This window comes from Flavobacterium sp. N2038 (genome assembly GCF_025947185.1).
GTDB lineage: Bacteria > Bacteroidota > Bacteroidia > Flavobacteriales > Flavobacteriaceae > Flavobacterium.
In genome coordinates, this window is sequence record NZ_CP110001.1 from 3,460,806 (window position 1) to 3,475,868 (window position 15,063).

The 15,063-nt window shown below is 32.6% G+C and carries 15 protein-coding genes; 9 read left to right on the forward strand and 6 right to left on the reverse strand.

What is annotated here, in order from left to right:
- Window positions 1-888 (forward strand): cysteine synthase CysM, encoded by an 888-nt coding sequence (gene cysM, locus OLM51_RS15320; protein ID WP_264551469.1) that lies wholly within the window; start codon window positions 1-3, stop codon window positions 886-888.
- A gap of 96 nt (window positions 889-984) precedes the next feature.
- Here cysM and OLM51_RS15325 read toward each other — a convergent pair whose 3' ends face one another.
- The gene (locus OLM51_RS15325; protein ID WP_264551470.1) at window positions 985-2,034 is read right to left on the reverse strand and encodes a sensor histidine kinase; all 1,050 of its coding nucleotides are present in this window, start codon (window positions 2,032-2,034) and stop codon (window positions 985-987) included.
- A 161-nt stretch (window positions 2,035-2,195) separates the two neighbouring features.
- Here OLM51_RS15325 and rlmD point away from each other — a divergent pair, with 161 nt between their 5' ends.
- Genes rlmD through OLM51_RS15340 form a run of 3 tightly spaced genes read left to right on the forward strand, consistent with a single transcriptional unit; the run spans window position 2,196 to window position 4,947 of the window.
- Complete coding sequence (gene rlmD, locus OLM51_RS15330) at window positions 2,196-3,608, forward strand: 23S rRNA (uracil(1939)-C(5))-methyltransferase RlmD (RefSeq protein WP_264551471.1); 1,413 nt, start codon at window positions 2,196-2,198, stop codon at window positions 3,606-3,608.
- Between the two features lie 9 nt (window positions 3,609-3,617).
- Window positions 3,618-4,175: a DUF6452 family protein gene (locus OLM51_RS15335; RefSeq protein WP_264551472.1), complete on the forward strand. Its 558-nt coding sequence runs from the start codon at window positions 3,618-3,620 to the stop codon at window positions 4,173-4,175.
- Window positions 4,147-4,947, forward strand: a complete 801-nt coding sequence (locus OLM51_RS15340; RefSeq protein WP_264551473.1) for a DUF6048 family protein — start codon at window positions 4,147-4,149, stop codon at window positions 4,945-4,947. The genes OLM51_RS15335 and OLM51_RS15340 overlap by 29 nt, the downstream gene beginning before the upstream one ends.
- 73 nt (window positions 4,948-5,020) lie before the next feature.
- Here the strand turns inward: OLM51_RS15340 and OLM51_RS15345 are convergent, their stop codons facing one another.
- The 3 genes from OLM51_RS15345 to OLM51_RS15355 form a co-directional block, all read right to left on the reverse strand.
- Window positions 5,021-5,713 (reverse strand): aspartate/glutamate racemase family protein, encoded by a 693-nt coding sequence (locus tag OLM51_RS15345; protein ID WP_264551474.1) that lies wholly within the window; start codon window positions 5,711-5,713, stop codon window positions 5,021-5,023.
- A 16-nt stretch (window positions 5,714-5,729) separates the two neighbouring features.
- Window positions 5,730-5,966 carry a hypothetical protein gene (locus tag OLM51_RS15350; RefSeq protein WP_264551475.1) on the reverse strand — a complete coding sequence of 79 codons (237 nt, stop codon included), beginning with the start codon at window positions 5,964-5,966 and terminating at the stop codon, window positions 5,730-5,732.
- A 154-nt stretch (window positions 5,967-6,120) separates the two neighbouring features.
- Window positions 6,121-7,278 (reverse strand): THUMP domain-containing class I SAM-dependent RNA methyltransferase, encoded by a 1,158-nt coding sequence (locus OLM51_RS15355; protein WP_264551476.1) that lies wholly within the window; start codon window positions 7,276-7,278, stop codon window positions 6,121-6,123.
- Window positions 7,279-7,412: 134 nt separating this feature from the next.
- Here OLM51_RS15355 and OLM51_RS15360 point away from each other — a divergent pair, with 134 nt between their 5' ends.
- Both OLM51_RS15360 and OLM51_RS15365 read left to right on the forward strand, forming a co-directional pair.
- Window positions 7,413-8,177: a class I SAM-dependent methyltransferase gene (locus OLM51_RS15360; RefSeq protein WP_264551477.1), complete on the forward strand. Its 765-nt coding sequence runs from the start codon at window positions 7,413-7,415 to the stop codon at window positions 8,175-8,177.
- A 90-nt stretch (window positions 8,178-8,267) separates the two neighbouring features.
- A complete protein-coding gene (locus OLM51_RS15365) occupies window positions 8,268-8,936 on the forward strand; it encodes a ZIP family metal transporter (RefSeq protein WP_264551478.1) in 669 nt (222 codons plus the stop codon).
- Window positions 8,937-9,345: 409 nt separating this feature from the next.
- Here OLM51_RS15365 and OLM51_RS15370 read toward each other — a convergent pair whose 3' ends face one another.
- Together OLM51_RS15370 and OLM51_RS15375 are read right to left on the reverse strand one after the other, a co-directional pair.
- Window positions 9,346-11,730, reverse strand: a complete 2,385-nt coding sequence (locus OLM51_RS15370) for an outer membrane beta-barrel family protein (RefSeq protein ID WP_264551479.1) — start codon at window positions 11,728-11,730, stop codon at window positions 9,346-9,348.
- A gap of 155 nt (window positions 11,731-11,885) precedes the next feature.
- Window positions 11,886-13,031 (reverse strand): helix-turn-helix domain-containing protein, encoded by a 1,146-nt coding sequence (locus OLM51_RS15375; protein ID WP_264551480.1) that lies wholly within the window; start codon window positions 13,029-13,031, stop codon window positions 11,886-11,888.
- Window positions 13,032-13,215: 184 nt separating this feature from the next.
- On the opposite strand from OLM51_RS15375, the gene murQ reads away from it, so the two are divergent.
- From murQ to OLM51_RS15390, 3 genes are all read left to right on the forward strand, one after another.
- Entirely contained in the window at window positions 13,216-14,028 is an 813-nt protein-coding gene (gene murQ / locus OLM51_RS15380; RefSeq protein WP_264551481.1) for an N-acetylmuramic acid 6-phosphate etherase, read from the forward strand.
- A gap of 76 nt (window positions 14,029-14,104) precedes the next feature.
- A complete protein-coding gene (locus tag OLM51_RS15385) occupies window positions 14,105-14,326 on the forward strand; it encodes a DUF6095 family protein (protein ID WP_264551482.1) in 222 nt (73 codons plus the stop codon).
- Between the two features lie 84 nt (window positions 14,327-14,410).
- Window positions 14,411-14,983, forward strand: a complete 573-nt coding sequence (locus OLM51_RS15390) for a pentapeptide repeat-containing protein (protein WP_264551483.1) — start codon at window positions 14,411-14,413, stop codon at window positions 14,981-14,983.
- Window positions 14,984-15,063: the final 80 nt, after the last annotated feature.

The window sequence follows — 15,063 nt, forward strand, 5'->3', positions numbered from 1 at the left end:
ATGGGTCCACAGAAATTGTTAAACCTAATTGGAAATACTCCATTAATGGAAACGGTCAATTTGGTTAAAAATAAAAATGTAAAGCTTTTACTAAAACTTGAAGGAAATAATCCGGGCGGAAGTGTAAAAGACAGAGCAGCATATAATATGATTGCTTCTGCACTGGAAAGAGGCGAAATTAAAAAAGGCGATAAATTAATCGAAGCTACGAGTGGTAACACCGGAATTGCCCTGGCAATGATTGCCCAATTGTTTCAGATCGAGATCGAACTGGTATTACCGGAAGATTCTACAAAAGAAAGAACACAAACCATGCGCGCATATGGCGCTACAGTGATTTTAACACCTGCTAGCGAAGGAATTATTGGTTCAAGGGACTATGCCGATAAAAAAGTGGCAGAAGGCGGTTATTTGATGCTAAATCAGTTTGCAAATGATGACAACTGGAAAGCGCATTACAAAACAACCGGTCCGGAAATCTGGAATGATACAGACGGAACTGTAACGCATTTCGTTTCGGCAATGGGAACTACCGGAACCATTATTGGAACTTCTACTTATTTAAAAGAAAAAAATCCTGCCATTCAAATCGTTGGTGCACAGCCAAGCGATGGCTCTCAGATACCGGGAATCCGTAAATGGCCTCAGGAATATTTACCAAAAATATTTGATGCTTCAAAAGTAGACACCGTTATTGATGTCAGCGAAGAAGAAGCACGTGCAATGACCAAAAGATTAGCACTTGAAGAAGGTGTTTTTGCAGGAATGAGCAGCGGTGGCTCTGTAGCTGTTGCATTAAAAATCGCTGAACAGTTAGAATCAGGAGTGGTTGTAGCCGTTATTTGTGATCGTGGAGACCGTTATTTATCTTCGGATTTATTTGATTAAAAAAGATACTAAGACTCTAAGGTTCTTAGGTACTAAGATTGTAAATTTAAAAAACTCAGTACCTCAGAACCTTAGTTCCTTGGAACCTAAAAAAAGCTATAGTTCAAATTCAATTGTAAACTCAGCGCCTTTATTCTTGCCTTGGCTGGTTGCACTAAGAGTACCTTTATTTTTTTCGATTATTTTTTTGCACAAATACAATCCAATTCCGGTAGATAACTCATTTGCCGTTCCTAATCGGCTCATTTTGGTGAATTTTTTAAACAATTCCTCTATTTGATCTTTATCAAAACCAATTCCTTTATCGGTAACTTTAACTATTAAACCCGAATTATCTTTATAGATTCGAACTTCAATTTCACTATCAAAATAAGAGAATTTAATTGCATTGCTTATTAAATTTACTAAAACCTGAATAAACAAGCCTTCATCAATTTTAAGTTTAGCTTCGTCTGTTTCTAAACTCAAATTCATGGTAATATTTTTATCAATCAGTCTCTGTTCTACCTGTTCGTTAATAAACGGAAGAATATCCGCAAAAACAATCGTTTTTGCTTCCTGATTAACCTTAACAACCTGATCTTGCTCTTTTAATAATTTTATAAAATTCTCGATGTATCGGAATTGAAGATTAGTCGACTCACAAATAAGCTCGGCCAAATGACTTACAGAAGCAGAAGGGTTTTCGCTTAAAATCAATTTTGCTAAACCTTGCGGATTTCCGGCAAAGTTTTTTAAATCGTGTGAAAGCATGTAAATCAAATCCTGTTTTTCGTTTATAAAGCTTTCAGATTCATAAATAGATTCCTGAATATTGCTCATCAATAAACCCGCTTCATCCTCGTAATCTGTTGGCAAAATTGATAATTTTCTTTTATTTCTGTAATCATCCAGTGCTTTTGAAGCTATAGAAATGGGTTTTATCAATCGATTTAATACCAAAAGTGTTACCGCAGTCGCCAATACGGTCATTATTAAAGAGAAAATCAAAATAGAGGTAGACGAAACAATATGATCTGAATAAAGTACGAAAAATAAGATTCCAATTAAAGGGATATGAATTCCGATAAAGGCAACAAACAAAAATTTGAAGGCATAACTTCTTTTAAGAAAACTTATCTGAGAGAGATTATGATACAACTTCATAGACAAACAACAATACTTATAGGTTAAAAATGGGACATTTGGGGTTGAATGTCAAAAACAAAGTTAGCTTTTAAACTGGATTAAACTAGCAAATTCAATATTTTGATAAAATATTTTAAAAATTAAATTTATAAAAGTTTACAAACCCTTATTTTTGCCCTATGGGAAGAAAAAATACAGACAAAGTTGTCTTTCATCAGATTCAGGTTCTTGACGCTGGAGCAAAAGGAGTATCAGTAGCGAAAGCTCCTGACGGAAAAGTAATCTTTATTCCGAATGTGGTACCGGGTGATGTAGTGGACGTACAAACTTTCAAAAAAAGAAAAGCCTATTATGAAGGCAAAGCCGTAAAATTTCATGAATTATCAGAACATCGCATCGAACCAATCTGCGAGCATTTTGGAGTTTGTGGAGGTTGCAAATGGCAAAATATGAAATACAGTCAACAGCTGTATTATAAGCAAAACGAAGTAAAAAATCATTTACAGCGTATAGGAAAAGTTGAACTTCCTGAATTTGAAACTATTTTAGGTTCAGAAAAACAATTTTTCTATAGAAATAAAATGGAATTTTCGTTTTCAAACAGTCGTTGGTTAACTGAAAAAGAAATTGGAAGTACTGAAGATTTAGGAAACAGAAATGCATTAGGATTTCATATCCCGAAAATGTGGGACAAAATTCTTGACATTCAAAAATGTCATCTGCAGGAAGATCCTTCAAATGCAATCAGAAACGAAATCAGAGCGTTTGCCAATGAGCATAACTTAGCTTTCTTTAATCCTAGAGAACATTCTGGTTTATTGCGTACCGTTATGATTCGTACTGTTTCTACCGGAGAGATTATGGTTTTAATTCAGTTTTTTGAAGAGGATAAAGAAAATCGCGAATTACTTTTAGATCATTTATACGAGAAGTTTCCACAAATTACCTCATTACAATATGTAGTAAACGGAAAGCCTAATGATACTATCTACGATCAAAATGTAATATTGTATAAAGGAAGAGATTATATTCTGGAAGAAATGGAAGGTTTGAAATTTAGCATCAATGCTAAATCTTTTTACCAAACCAACTCAGATCAGGCTTATGAACTTTACAAAATAACCCGCGATTTTGCCGGACTTACCGGTAACGAAACGGTTTATGATTTATATACAGGAACAGGAACAATTGCACAGTTTGTTTCTAAAAAAGCTAAAAAAGTAATTGGCGTAGAAAGCGTACCGGAAGCAATTTTGGATGCAAAAGCAAATGCTGAACGCAATAATATTACCAATTGCGAGTTTTTTGTTGGGGATATGAAAGTTGTTTTTAACGAAGCTTTTATTGCACAACACGGAAAACCGGACGTAATTATTACAGATCCGCCAAGAGACGGGATGCATGCTGCAGTAATTGATCAAATCCTTAAAATTGCTCCACAAAAAGTAGTTTATGTAAGTTGTAATTCGGCAACACAAGCACGTGATTTAGCTTTAATGGATGAAAAATACAAAGTTACCCGTGTTCGTCCGGTTGATATGTTCCCGCAAACACATCACGTTGAAAATGTTGTACTTTTAGAATTAAGATAATATTTATAAATGAAAAAAATAATTTCTCTTTTATTGGTTTTCGTTTTTGGCTTGTCTAGCTGTGAAAAAGATGATATTTGCGATCCAAGTACACCAACCACACCTCGATTAGTTATTGCATTTTATGATGCTAATAATCCGTCAGCGCTTAAAAATGTTACCAATTTGAAAGTAATTGGAAAAGATCAGCCCGAAGGAATTATTTTTAATCAAAGTGGAACTGAAATAACAAAGTATCTGGCAAACGGTAATACGATATCTATTCCTTTAAGAACAAATGAAGATTTCAGTACGTTTACTTTTATTTTAGATTCTCAAAACGAGAACCCTGCAGCCAAAAACACTGATGAAGTAAGATTTAATTACACTCGTCAGAATGTATATGTTTCCAGAGCATGTGGATTTAAAACGATTTTCGCACTTAATCCACCTTCAGACGGCCCACCTCTTTCTACTCCTTTTATTCAGTTTGATACCGATTCAAACGGATTATGGATGAAGCAAATTTTTGTAAAAAAATATAACATTGAAACTGAAAATGAAACACACCTTGAAGTATATTTCTAGTATTTGCTTATTGTTTTCAATGTTTTTGGGTTCTGCTCAGGAAACCTCTACTACAGCAACAAAAGAAATTGTTCCGGTAAAACCGAAAACTGAAACGGCTAAACCAGAAATTCAGCAAGCAAAGCCCGACAGCATAAAAACTGATCGTTACGGTCTGCGTGTTGGAGTCGATTTATATAAACTGACCCGTGGATTATATGATAAAGATTATAAGGGAATTGAGATTGTTGGAGACTGGCGTTTAACAAAAAAGTACTATTTGGCTGCCGAACTTGGTTTTGAAGATAAAACTACAGACGACGACAGATTAAATTCTACCGCAACCGGAACTTACATTAAAGGAGGTTTTGATTATAATTTATATCAAAACTGGCTTGACATGGAAAACTTAATTACACTTGGATTAAGAGGAGGTTTTAGTACATTTAGTCAGCAATTAAACAGTTACAAAATTTACAATCCAAACCCATATTGGGGAGAGCAGCCACCTATTGCTGACGGACACAAATATAATGGTCTTACTGCAGGATGGATTGAAGTTGCAATGGGTTTAAAAGCAAAAGTCTTTAATAATGTATTTGTTGGTTTTGGCGTACAGCTAAAAATGCTTGTTGCCAACTCAAAACCAGATGGCTTTGATAATCTTTACATTCCCGGATTTAACAGAACATATGACGGAAGTTTTGGAATAGGTTTCAATTATACTGTTTCTTACTTTATTCCTATTTACAAGAAGAAAACAGTTATTCCGGTAACACCAGCTAAAAAGTAATATTTCTTAAAAAATAAAAAAGCCATAAATTCAAAAATTTAATGAATTTGTGGCTTTTTTATTTTCTTCTAATTTATGACAATTGAAACTCAATTGCAGCATTGGCATGAATCATTGTAGTATCAAAAATAGGAACCGGTACATCATTTTCTTTAATGATTAACGGAATTTCTGTACAACCCAAAATAATTCCTTCAGCACCGTCTTTAATCAGTTGATTCGAAATTTCAAGATACCTTTTTTTGCTTTCAGCAGTTACAATTCCTCTGCCTAATTCTTCAAAAACAGTATAATGAATAAAGTCTTTATCTTCCTGTTTTTCCGGAATTATAACTTCTATTCCTTTTGCAATAAGCTTATCCTTAAAAAAATCAAGTTCCATTGTAAACTTGGTTCCCAAAAGAGCCACTTTTTTAAGCTTTTGTTTCTGAATTTCAACTGCAGTTACACTTGCAATATGAATAATAGGCAAATCAATTGCTTCCTGTAATCTGTCTGCAATTAAATGCATTGTGTTGGCACATAAAATAATCGCTTCTGCCCCGCCCGATTTTAAGAACTGACAGCCTTTAAAAAGCATTTCAAAAGTAGCATCCCAGTCGTTGGCATCGTTATTTCTTTTAATATCAGCATAATTAAACGAATAAACCAAACATTCTGAGAAGTTAAGCCCTCCCATTTTTTTATTTATTCCTTCATTTATAAGTTTGTAATAATCTGCTGTTGAAACCCAGCTAATACCGCCAATAAGCCCAATTTTCTTCATATTACTGATTTTAAAATTATCCGATTTCTCTAATTCCTTTTATAAATATCCATTTCATAAAAAGCTTTTCTCCATCTTTTGTTTTCACTGCCTGAAATTTAGGTGCAATTAAAGTCGCCACAATAAATGCAGTCATCGGAATCCAAAGACCCGTTAATTGTGTATAACTCGCAACTAAATAACGACCCAAAATAAACAGAATCGCAAAACATCCTAGTTGATATAAAAAAGCTCTTATTTGTAGTTTTGTCATTTTTTTAAAAGTTGCTAAGGTTCTGAGATGCTAAGCTGCTAAGTTTTTTTTCCTGACAACTTAAAACACTCAAAACCTTATTATTATTTTTAATTATAAAATCTTTTTTTTTTTGCTAAATCTTAGTCCCTTAGAACCTTAGCAACTAAGAACCTTAAGACTGAAATTTCGTTCTCTTACTTCCTTCGTACATTTCATATTTAACCAGACGAGCTTCAAGGCTTCCGTTAAAAAGTTTAATTTTTCTTGAAGGTTTAAGTCCGACAAACTTTAGAGCCTCCAGATTTGCCGTAATAAACCACGCATTTGTTCCCGGATAATTTTTCTTTAAAGTATCGCCTATATTTTTATAGAATTCCTCCATATGAATATCTAAACGTTCATCATAAGGTGGATTAAAAGTAATGTGTAGTTTTCCTTCTACTTCTTTTTCAGTATCAAAAAAGTTATCTTCAGAAACCGTTACGTAATCTTCCAGATTCGCATTTCTAATATTGTCTTTGGCTTTGCTTACCGCACTAGGCGCTTTATCAAAACCTTTTATAGTATAATGAAACTCTTTAGTTTTTTTCATCAGACTGTTTACAATCTGATCAAATAAATCATTATCCCAGTCTTTCCACTTTTCAAAAGCAAATTCTTTTCTATTGATGTTTGCTGGAATATTGCAGGCAATCATCGCAGCTTCGGCAAGAAAAGTTCCCGAACCACACATTGGATCCAAAAAGTGACTTTGTCCTTCCCATCCTGACAATAATAAAATTCCTGCTGCTAAAACTTCGTTGATTGGTGCAATATTAGTTGCCGTTCTGTAACCACGCTGATGCAATGAATTTCCGGAAGTATCTAAAGCTACCGAAACCTGATCTTTGTCAATATGCACGTTGATTCGTAAATCCGGATATTGTTTATCAATACTTGGTCTTTGTCCTGTTCTTTCTCTAAACTGATCTACAATGGCATCTTTACATTTTTGAGAAACAAATTCTGAGTGATTGAAATACGTCGAATGCACTGTCGCATCAATTACAAACGTTTGATTGGCATTTAGTAATTTTGACCAGTTAACGCCCGAAATTCCTTTATATAATGCCTGCTCATTATTGGCTCTAAATGAATAAATAGGTTTTAAAACTTTAAGCGCTGTACGCAACGATAAATTGGCTTTATACATAAAACCTTTATCGCCCTTAAAGCTTACCATTCTTACTCCTTTTTCGACATCCTGAGCACCAAGGGCACGCAATTCATTCTCTAATATTTCTTCAAAGCCAAAAAAACATTTGGCAATCATTCTAAAATTTTCTTCCATCTTTATTTTTGTATTAAAAACAACTCCAATCGCAGATGTATACTAACGTTTATCCAGGTATCGTCGCGAAATAGTTATTTTTCGGCAAAAATACACTAAATTTGCGGTACTTTGAATTAATTGAAATAGAATAAATGTCTGAAGCACAAAACTCATCAACACCAAATCAGGACCGAAATACAGAAAACTGGTTTACTTCATGGTTTGATACTCCGTATTATCACATTCTTTATAAAGATAGAAATTATCGTGAAGCTCAGATTTTTATGGATAATCTAACGCATTATCTTAACCTGCCCGAAAAAGCAAAAGTACTTGACCTTGCCTGCGGAAAAGGACGCCATTCTATTTATCTTAATCAATTAGGTTTTGATGTTCTGGGCGCAGATTTATCTGAAAACAGCATTGCCGAAGCCAGCAAAAACAGCAACGAAACCCTGCATTTTAAAGTACACGACATGCGCGAACCTTTTGAAGAAAAGTTCGATGCAATCTTTAATTTATTTACCAGTTTTGGCTATTTCGAAAGCGATGACGACAATTTAACGACTTTAAAAGCTATTAAAGAAAGTTTATCTGAATACGGATTTGCTGTAATTGATTTTATGAATGTAAATCAGGTCATTGAAACTTTGGTTCCTGAAGAAGTAAAAACCGTTGAGGGAATCGATTTTCACATCAAAAGATACGTAGAAGACGGGCATATTTTCAAAGAAATTGATTTTGAAGATCAGGGCAGAAAATATCATTTTACCGAAAAAGTAAAAGCTTTAACTTTGAAAGACTTTCAGGATCTAATGGATGAAGCCGGTATTTATCTGCTGGATATTTTTGGAGATTACAAACTCAAAAAATTTCATAAAACCGAAAGCGAAAGATTAATCATGATTTTTAAATAAATTGGTAAATCGTTTAATTGTTGAACCGTTTAATCGCTAAACAAAAAAACAATTAACCGATTAAACAAATCAACGATTAAACAATAAAAAATGAACTATTTACTACCTTTATTTTCTGTACTTTTAGGATATAGTGTGGCTTTGTTTATTAAACCCAATAACAAAACCAATTTAAAATTATTACTGGCATTTAGCGGTTCATTTTTGTTATCATTAACCGTAATGCATCTTTTACCGGAAGTTTACGAATCACATAACCACAATATTGGTGTATTTATAATGGTCGGGATTTTATTCCAGATCGTGCTTGAGTTTTTCTCCAAAGGAGCAGAACACGGACACGTACACGGACATGCAAAAATGTCTCAAATTCCTTGGCTCTTATTTATTAGTTTGTGCATTCATGCCTTTTTAGAAGGTTTCCCTGTAAGTCATCATCATGGTCTGGCGATCGGAATTGCAATTCATCATTTGCCAATTGCTGTCATTTTAACGACATTTTTCATCAATGCCGATTTAAATAAAAAAGCTATATTTCTCTTTATGCTGGTTTTCGCAATCATGACGCCACTAGGCACAATTGCATCAGAATATCTTGTTTTTCTAAATGAGTATTACACCGAAATAACAGCCATTGTAATTGGAATTTTATTCCACATTTCCTCTACTATTATATTTGAAAGTAGCGAAGGACATAAATTCAACGTTGCCAAAGTTTCTATGATCGTACTCGGAATTTTATTGGCATTCTTTTTATAATACTTTAATTAGATAATGTGCCAATTGGCCAATGAGATAATTTTTAAAATACTTTGCGCTTAAATTGGATGCAATTTATCCAGAGTAGATCGACAAAAAACAGCTTCAAAATAACAAACTGGACAGGTTTTAAAAACCTGTCCGGTTAATCATAACTAAGTAACAACTTTTTCCGATTTTAATTTAAATTAGATGATGTGCCAATTGGCCAATGAGATAATTTTTAAAATACTTTGCGCTTAAATTGGATGCAATTTATCCAGAGTAGATCGAAAAAAAATAACTTCAAAATAACAAACCGGACAGGTTTTAAAAACCTGTCCGGTTCATCATAACGTAAGTAACAACTTTTTCCGATTTCAATTTAAATTATCCCATTATCTAATTGACACATTATCTAATTATCTAATTAAAAACCCGCTCTCTTTTTCTCATCCTGATTTCCAAACGCTCTTTCTTTTATATTGATTTTTTTGTTTCCGAAATTGTAAACCACAGATAAACGTACAAATCTATTGCTTTCATTATTACTATAAACCTGCTTCACACCATTCACAACCGAAGTAAAACCTTTTAAATAAGAAGTATTAAAAATATCGTTTGCCAAAAATGCGATTTGCATTGTTTTATTAAACAAATCCTGTTTAAAACCAATATCAAAACTTGAAGCATATCCTACTTTATACAAACCACTTTCATAAGGCGTAGAATACGAAAAATCAATCTGAAGTTTTGTGATTTTTCCTAAAACAAAAGTGTTATTTGTCGAAAAATCAATCTCTAAACTATTTGATGGAGTTGCGTTTATATCTTTTATGAATTCGGTTTTTGATCCTAAAAAATATAGCGAATTTTCACTTGACCACCAATCTGCAAAACTTGCCGAATATGTTTCTCCAAGACTATAATTTAAACTTTTAAAATAATTTTCACGTGTGACAATCTGTGTATTGGTTTCCGGATCTGAGGTAAATAAAACACCATAACCGTTTGTAATTGCATTTACAGAAACACTCGTTCTTAAAATTTCTTTATATGAATGCGAAAATTCAAAATTATCACTAAATGAAGGCTGTAAAAACGGATTCCCTTCTGAATAACTATTACTGCTTATATAAATTCGAAACGGATTCAGTAAATCAAAACGCGGTCTGTTGATTCTTTTTCCGTAATTTAAACTAAAAGTATTATTGTCGTTTTTCTTGTAAGATGCAAAAACTGTTGGAAACAACTTCAAATAATCATTAACCGTTTCCTGATTTAAAGTTTCAGAAAAACCACTTGTCTGTGTATTTTCTAATCTTAATCCAACTTGAAGATTCCATTTTTCATTGATTTTTTTATCTCCATTAATATAAAATGCCTGATTATTTTCGGTGTATTCAAATCGGTTTGATTGCAAAGAATCTAATTCCGGAGTTCCTGTAATCGTGTTGTAGTAAAGTACGTCACTTATACTGTTTGTGAAACTTACTTTTGCACCATATGATAAATTCAGCGCTTGAAGCGGATGCTCCATATCAGCCTTAAAACTCCAATTATCAATATTCTGATTCGAAATATTCCTCCCTGATTGATTCACATCTACAAAACTCCCGTCTGCCAAATAATCATTTGCAATAAACACACGATCAAACTTTGAATCGTAATTGAAGTAATCAACATCAAATGATAATTTTCTGTTTAAAGGATCAAGTTTTGTAATCAAATGTGCATTATAAATCTGATTGCCCGATTCTCTGTCTGCATAACTATCGTTAAGTGTATAATTTTCTAATTGATTTTGCGAATTGTATCTGTCAATTCTAATATCTGACTTAAAATCGGGATTTTTTCTATCATTTACAAATTGAAAACCAATTGTTGTCTTTTCTGAAAAATCATAATCTAAGGATACTTTTCCTGACACATTTTCATCTTTAAGTTTTGTTGAAGCAGTTAAGTTTGAAAGCCCTTCTACAAAATATACATTAGAAACTTCATCTATACTTTTATATCCTGTTTTTCCGTTGACACTTGCAGAAAAACGGAACTTATTTTTATTGTAAAAGAAATTATCTCTTAAAGTAAAAATTCCATATTTATTTTGATCGTACGACACTGTAGCAGTATTTTTCCAAGAATCACGAGCGCCTTTTTTCATGATAATATTTATTAATCCGCCAGTTCCTTCAGCTTCATATTTTGCTGGAGGATTACTAATAATTTCAATATTTTTAATATCTCCTGCTGATATTGATTTCAAAAAATTATTCAATTCTTCGCCCGTTAACTCAATCATCCTTCCATCTATCATTACTCTCGATGTTCCCTTTCCTAAAATATTGATGGCATTATTTTGTACCACAACACCCGGGGCGGTATTTATGGCGCTCAAAGCATCGCCAGCAACATTTGTCACATTATTTTCCAGATTATAAACCAAACGATCTGTCTTTTGCTCGATTGTTTTCTTTTTAGATTCAATAACAACTTCTACTAAATGTGTTTCACTTTCTTTCAAAATAATAATTCCCAAATCAGTATCTTTTTCTATTGAGATTTCTTTTTCGAAATCAGTAAATCCCAAAAGACTTATCCCAATTTTATAATTTCCTTTTTTAAGATTAATTTCAAAAGTACCGTCTTGCTTGCTTGTTGCTCCGTCAATTATTTTTCCTTCTGAATTTGAGATTGAAACATCTGCCCATTCTAATATCTCTTTTTCACTTGTTATTTTTCCTTTTAATTGAAAGGATTGTGCTAAACAAAATAATGGCAATACTAAAAAGATAAGGAGGTTTACTTTTTTCATGATTTCTAATTTTAAAACTTGTTTCGATTAATTTGAAGCAAAGTTGCCTTAGAAAATCCATCTGTGCGACCGACAAAAAAAGTCGAACCAATTTCTGTTGAGGAAATCGGTTCGACTTTATTGAGTTTAAAGTACGACTTTTTACAAACCTTTAACTATGAAGCATTTCGATAAGCTGTAGGCGTTAAATTAGTATACTTTTTAAAAGAAGTATTAAACGAAGATTTCGAATTAAAACCAACTTCGTACAAAATTTCCAGAACGGTAAGATCACTTTTTGACTGATCTTTTAAAATATGCATGGCTTTTTGAATTCGATATTCATTCACAAAATCAAAAAAATGCTGATCCATTTTATGATTAATCAAGACTGATAAATCCCGAACCGGAATATCAATTTGATTGGCCAATTCCTGAATCGTAAGCGACGGATCCAAAAAAGGTTCTTTCTGTACCATATAATTTTTTAATACTGAAATTTGAGAAAGAACAGCTTCATCCTGATCATTTACTGTTTCGGCAATATCATTATTTTCTTTTGGAAGAAAGTCTTTCGCTAAAGTCAATCTGGAATTAATTCCTCTAAAAAGTTCCGGATGATTTAATGCTTTCATTACAAACCAGCATATTACGCTTAAAGCCATAATTACCATTAAAACATTTCCCCAAAGATAAGTATCTCTGGAAGCAGTATAACGCAACAAATTCTTTGAAGCTGTAATAGAATGCATTACCACAAAAACACAATTCATTTGAAAAAGCCATTTATAGGTAGAAGTACTGGGATTAGTGTAATTTTCAAGATAGATTTTCTTGTACTTTCTTAAAATCAAAAATATACTGACAATATAAAACCAATATTGACATTCGATTAAAATCTGAAAAAAATACACTTCAGTCATTTTACTGAAGTTTTCTAAAAATTGTTGTTTCTCAATACCTGATTTTAAATAAAATCTAGGCATTAAAACTAAATTCATTACTACAAAAGGGATTGTATATCGTAAATGTTTCCATTTTAGTTGAAAATCAGAATAGCAAACTGCTAAAACATACAGATAAATCAAAGGCATTTCTAACAAACAAAATGTACTTCTCAAAATCTCCAAATCTATGTATTCATCTGGAAATGAAAGATCAAGAAGTCCGCTAAAATCAATTGCTGAAAAAATTATAAAACAAGCAAATAATCGATTAGCTAATTTATTCTCGGTTTTTACGGTAAGTAAAAAAAGTGCCAGCAATAACGAAATAAAAACAGCAATCCGAGCAACACCATCTAAAAAAACTAATTTATCCATTGATCTTTTTAATATTTTAACAAATATAATATTTTAGTTGATTTTTTTTTAAGGTTTTAAAAGATGTCAGAGCAAATGTAAATCAGGAATAAAACATTTAAAATCTTTAGCGCTTTGCTTACTAATTTTTCCAGATTTGAACCAAAAAAAGTTTAATTTTGAACCATAATTATTTTGGAAAAAAATGACCTTTACAAAAACAACAGAACAATCTTCAAAGTACGAACATTTAGAGCAAATGTCAGTTCATGAATTGCTTACTAATATTAATGAGGAAGACATAACTGTGCCGCATGCTGTTAAAAAAGCAATACCACAAATTGAAACTTTAGTAGCACAAATTGTTGCAAGTTTAAAATTAGGCGGACGTCTTTTTTATATTGGAGCAGGAACATCAGGACGTTTAGGCGTTGTCGACGCTTCTGAATGCCCTCCTACTTTTGGAGTTCCTTTTGATTTGGTAAACGGAATTATTGCCGGTGGCGACACCGCAATTCGTCGTGCGGTTGAAAATGCCGAAGACAATGCAACGCAAGCCTGGATTGATCTGCAAATGCATAACATTGCCCAAAATGATGTTGTAATTGGTATTGCTGCCTCAGGAACCACTCCTTATGTTATTGGAGGTCTGGAAACCTGTAATCAAAATAATATTGTTACGGGATGTATTACAAACAATGCCGGAAGTCCGCTTGCTTTAACAGCTAAATTTCCGATTGAAGTAGTTGTTGGCCCGGAGTTTATTACCGGAAGCTCCAGAATGAAAGCCGGAACTGCCCAAAAGCTGGTTCTTAATATGCTCTCGACTGCAGCCATGATCCAACTTGGAAAAGTAAAAGGAAACAAAATGGTCGATATGCAGTTAAGCAATGTAAAACTGGTTGATCGTGGTGTAAAAATGGTTATGGAGCAAATTCAGGTTTCATATGAAGAAGCCTCTGAACTATTAAAAAAATACGGCAGCGTTAGAAATGCTGTTGACAATTATAAAAAATAAAAAGGTTATCTACGCTCGCTTTCTCATTTCGAAATAAAATCTGAAACAAAAGAAACCTGAAACTTGAAACAAAAAAATGGCAACAAATAAACAACTACTAGGAAAAGGAATTAAGTATTTAACCGGTGCTCTGCCTTTAATGTTTCTTGGCCCCTCTTTGATTTATAATGCTTTTATGAATCAGCATACCAATTGGCATTACTTGGTTTTAGGAATCGGAATTGTGGCGTGTTTGAGTTCTATGGTTTTGATTTTTATTGGATTGAAGATTATCATGAAAGGTATATTTAATGACTAATTTATGCGCTTAAACAAACCTAACTAGTTTTAAAAACCTGTTATTAGGTTTAGAAATTTTAATCTCTTTATCCAAAAAACATTCATGGAAGAAATAATTCACATTCAGAAAACATTCGAGAAGGTTATTTACATCGATAAAAAAATAAACAATCGGGAGTTTGAGGATTGTGTTTTTAAAAACTGTGATTTCTCGAATAGTAATTTTGGCTACAATACTTTTTTAGACTGCGAATTTATTGACTGCAATCTTTCCATGACAAGTCTGGCTGGAACGAGTTTAAAAAATGTAACTTTTAGAAACTGCAAACTTCTGGGAATTGCCTTCAACGAGTGTGATGATTTTTTATTTCAGGTTCATTTTGAAGAATGCACTTTGGATTATGCCATTTTCTCTAATAAAAAAATGTCTAAAACAAAATTCATCAATTCATCTATAAGAGAAGTAACTTTTATTGGAACTAATTTAACGGGGTCTGCTTTTGACAATTGCAATCTTGAAGGAGCTATTTTTAATGAAACACAACTCGCAAGTGTCAATTTTAGAACGGCTTATAATTATAAAATTGATCCCGAATTTAATCCGATGCGAAAAGCCCAATTTTCAAACGATGGAATTGTGGGACTTTTAGACAAATATGATATTAAAATTGTATAAAAATATGCCACAAATTACACGAATTTCCACAAATTAAAATTTTACTTATTTTGTGTTGAAATTTAAAATTGGCGAAAATT

Excerpts from the sequence above, each read along its gene's own strand:
- cysM (WP_264551469.1), top strand. The coding sequence starts at position 1 with ATGGGTCCACAGAAATTGTTAAACCTAATTGGAAATACTCCATTAATG.
- OLM51_RS15325 (WP_264551470.1), bottom strand. The coding sequence starts at position 2,034 with ATGAAGTTGTATCATAATCTCTCTCAGATAAGTTTTCTTAAAAGAAGT.
- rlmD (WP_264551471.1), top strand. The coding sequence starts at position 2,196 with ATGGGAAGAAAAAATACAGACAAAGTTGTCTTTCATCAGATTCAGGTT.
- OLM51_RS15335 (WP_264551472.1), top strand. The coding sequence starts at position 3,618 with ATGAAAAAAATAATTTCTCTTTTATTGGTTTTCGTTTTTGGCTTGTCT.
- OLM51_RS15340 (WP_264551473.1), top strand. The coding sequence starts at position 4,147 with ATGAAACACACCTTGAAGTATATTTCTAGTATTTGCTTATTGTTTTCA.
- OLM51_RS15345 (WP_264551474.1), bottom strand. The coding sequence starts at position 5,713 with ATGAAGAAAATTGGGCTTATTGGCGGTATTAGCTGGGTTTCAACAGCA.
- OLM51_RS15350 (WP_264551475.1), bottom strand. The coding sequence starts at position 5,966 with ATGACAAAACTACAAATAAGAGCTTTTTTATATCAACTAGGATGTTTT.
- OLM51_RS15355 (WP_264551476.1), bottom strand. The coding sequence starts at position 7,278 with ATGGAAGAAAATTTTAGAATGATTGCCAAATGTTTTTTTGGCTTTGAA.
- OLM51_RS15360 (WP_264551477.1), top strand. The coding sequence starts at position 7,413 with ATGTCTGAAGCACAAAACTCATCAACACCAAATCAGGACCGAAATACA.
- OLM51_RS15365 (WP_264551478.1), top strand. The coding sequence starts at position 8,268 with ATGAACTATTTACTACCTTTATTTTCTGTACTTTTAGGATATAGTGTG.
- OLM51_RS15370 (WP_264551479.1), bottom strand. The coding sequence starts at position 11,730 with ATGAAAAAAGTAAACCTCCTTATCTTTTTAGTATTGCCATTATTTTGT.
- OLM51_RS15375 (WP_264551480.1), bottom strand. The coding sequence starts at position 13,031 with ATGGATAAATTAGTTTTTTTAGATGGTGTTGCTCGGATTGCTGTTTTT.
- murQ (WP_264551481.1), top strand. The coding sequence starts at position 13,216 with ATGACCTTTACAAAAACAACAGAACAATCTTCAAAGTACGAACATTTA.
- OLM51_RS15385 (WP_264551482.1), top strand. The coding sequence starts at position 14,105 with ATGGCAACAAATAAACAACTACTAGGAAAAGGAATTAAGTATTTAACC.
- OLM51_RS15390 (WP_264551483.1), top strand. The coding sequence starts at position 14,411 with ATGGAAGAAATAATTCACATTCAGAAAACATTCGAGAAGGTTATTTAC.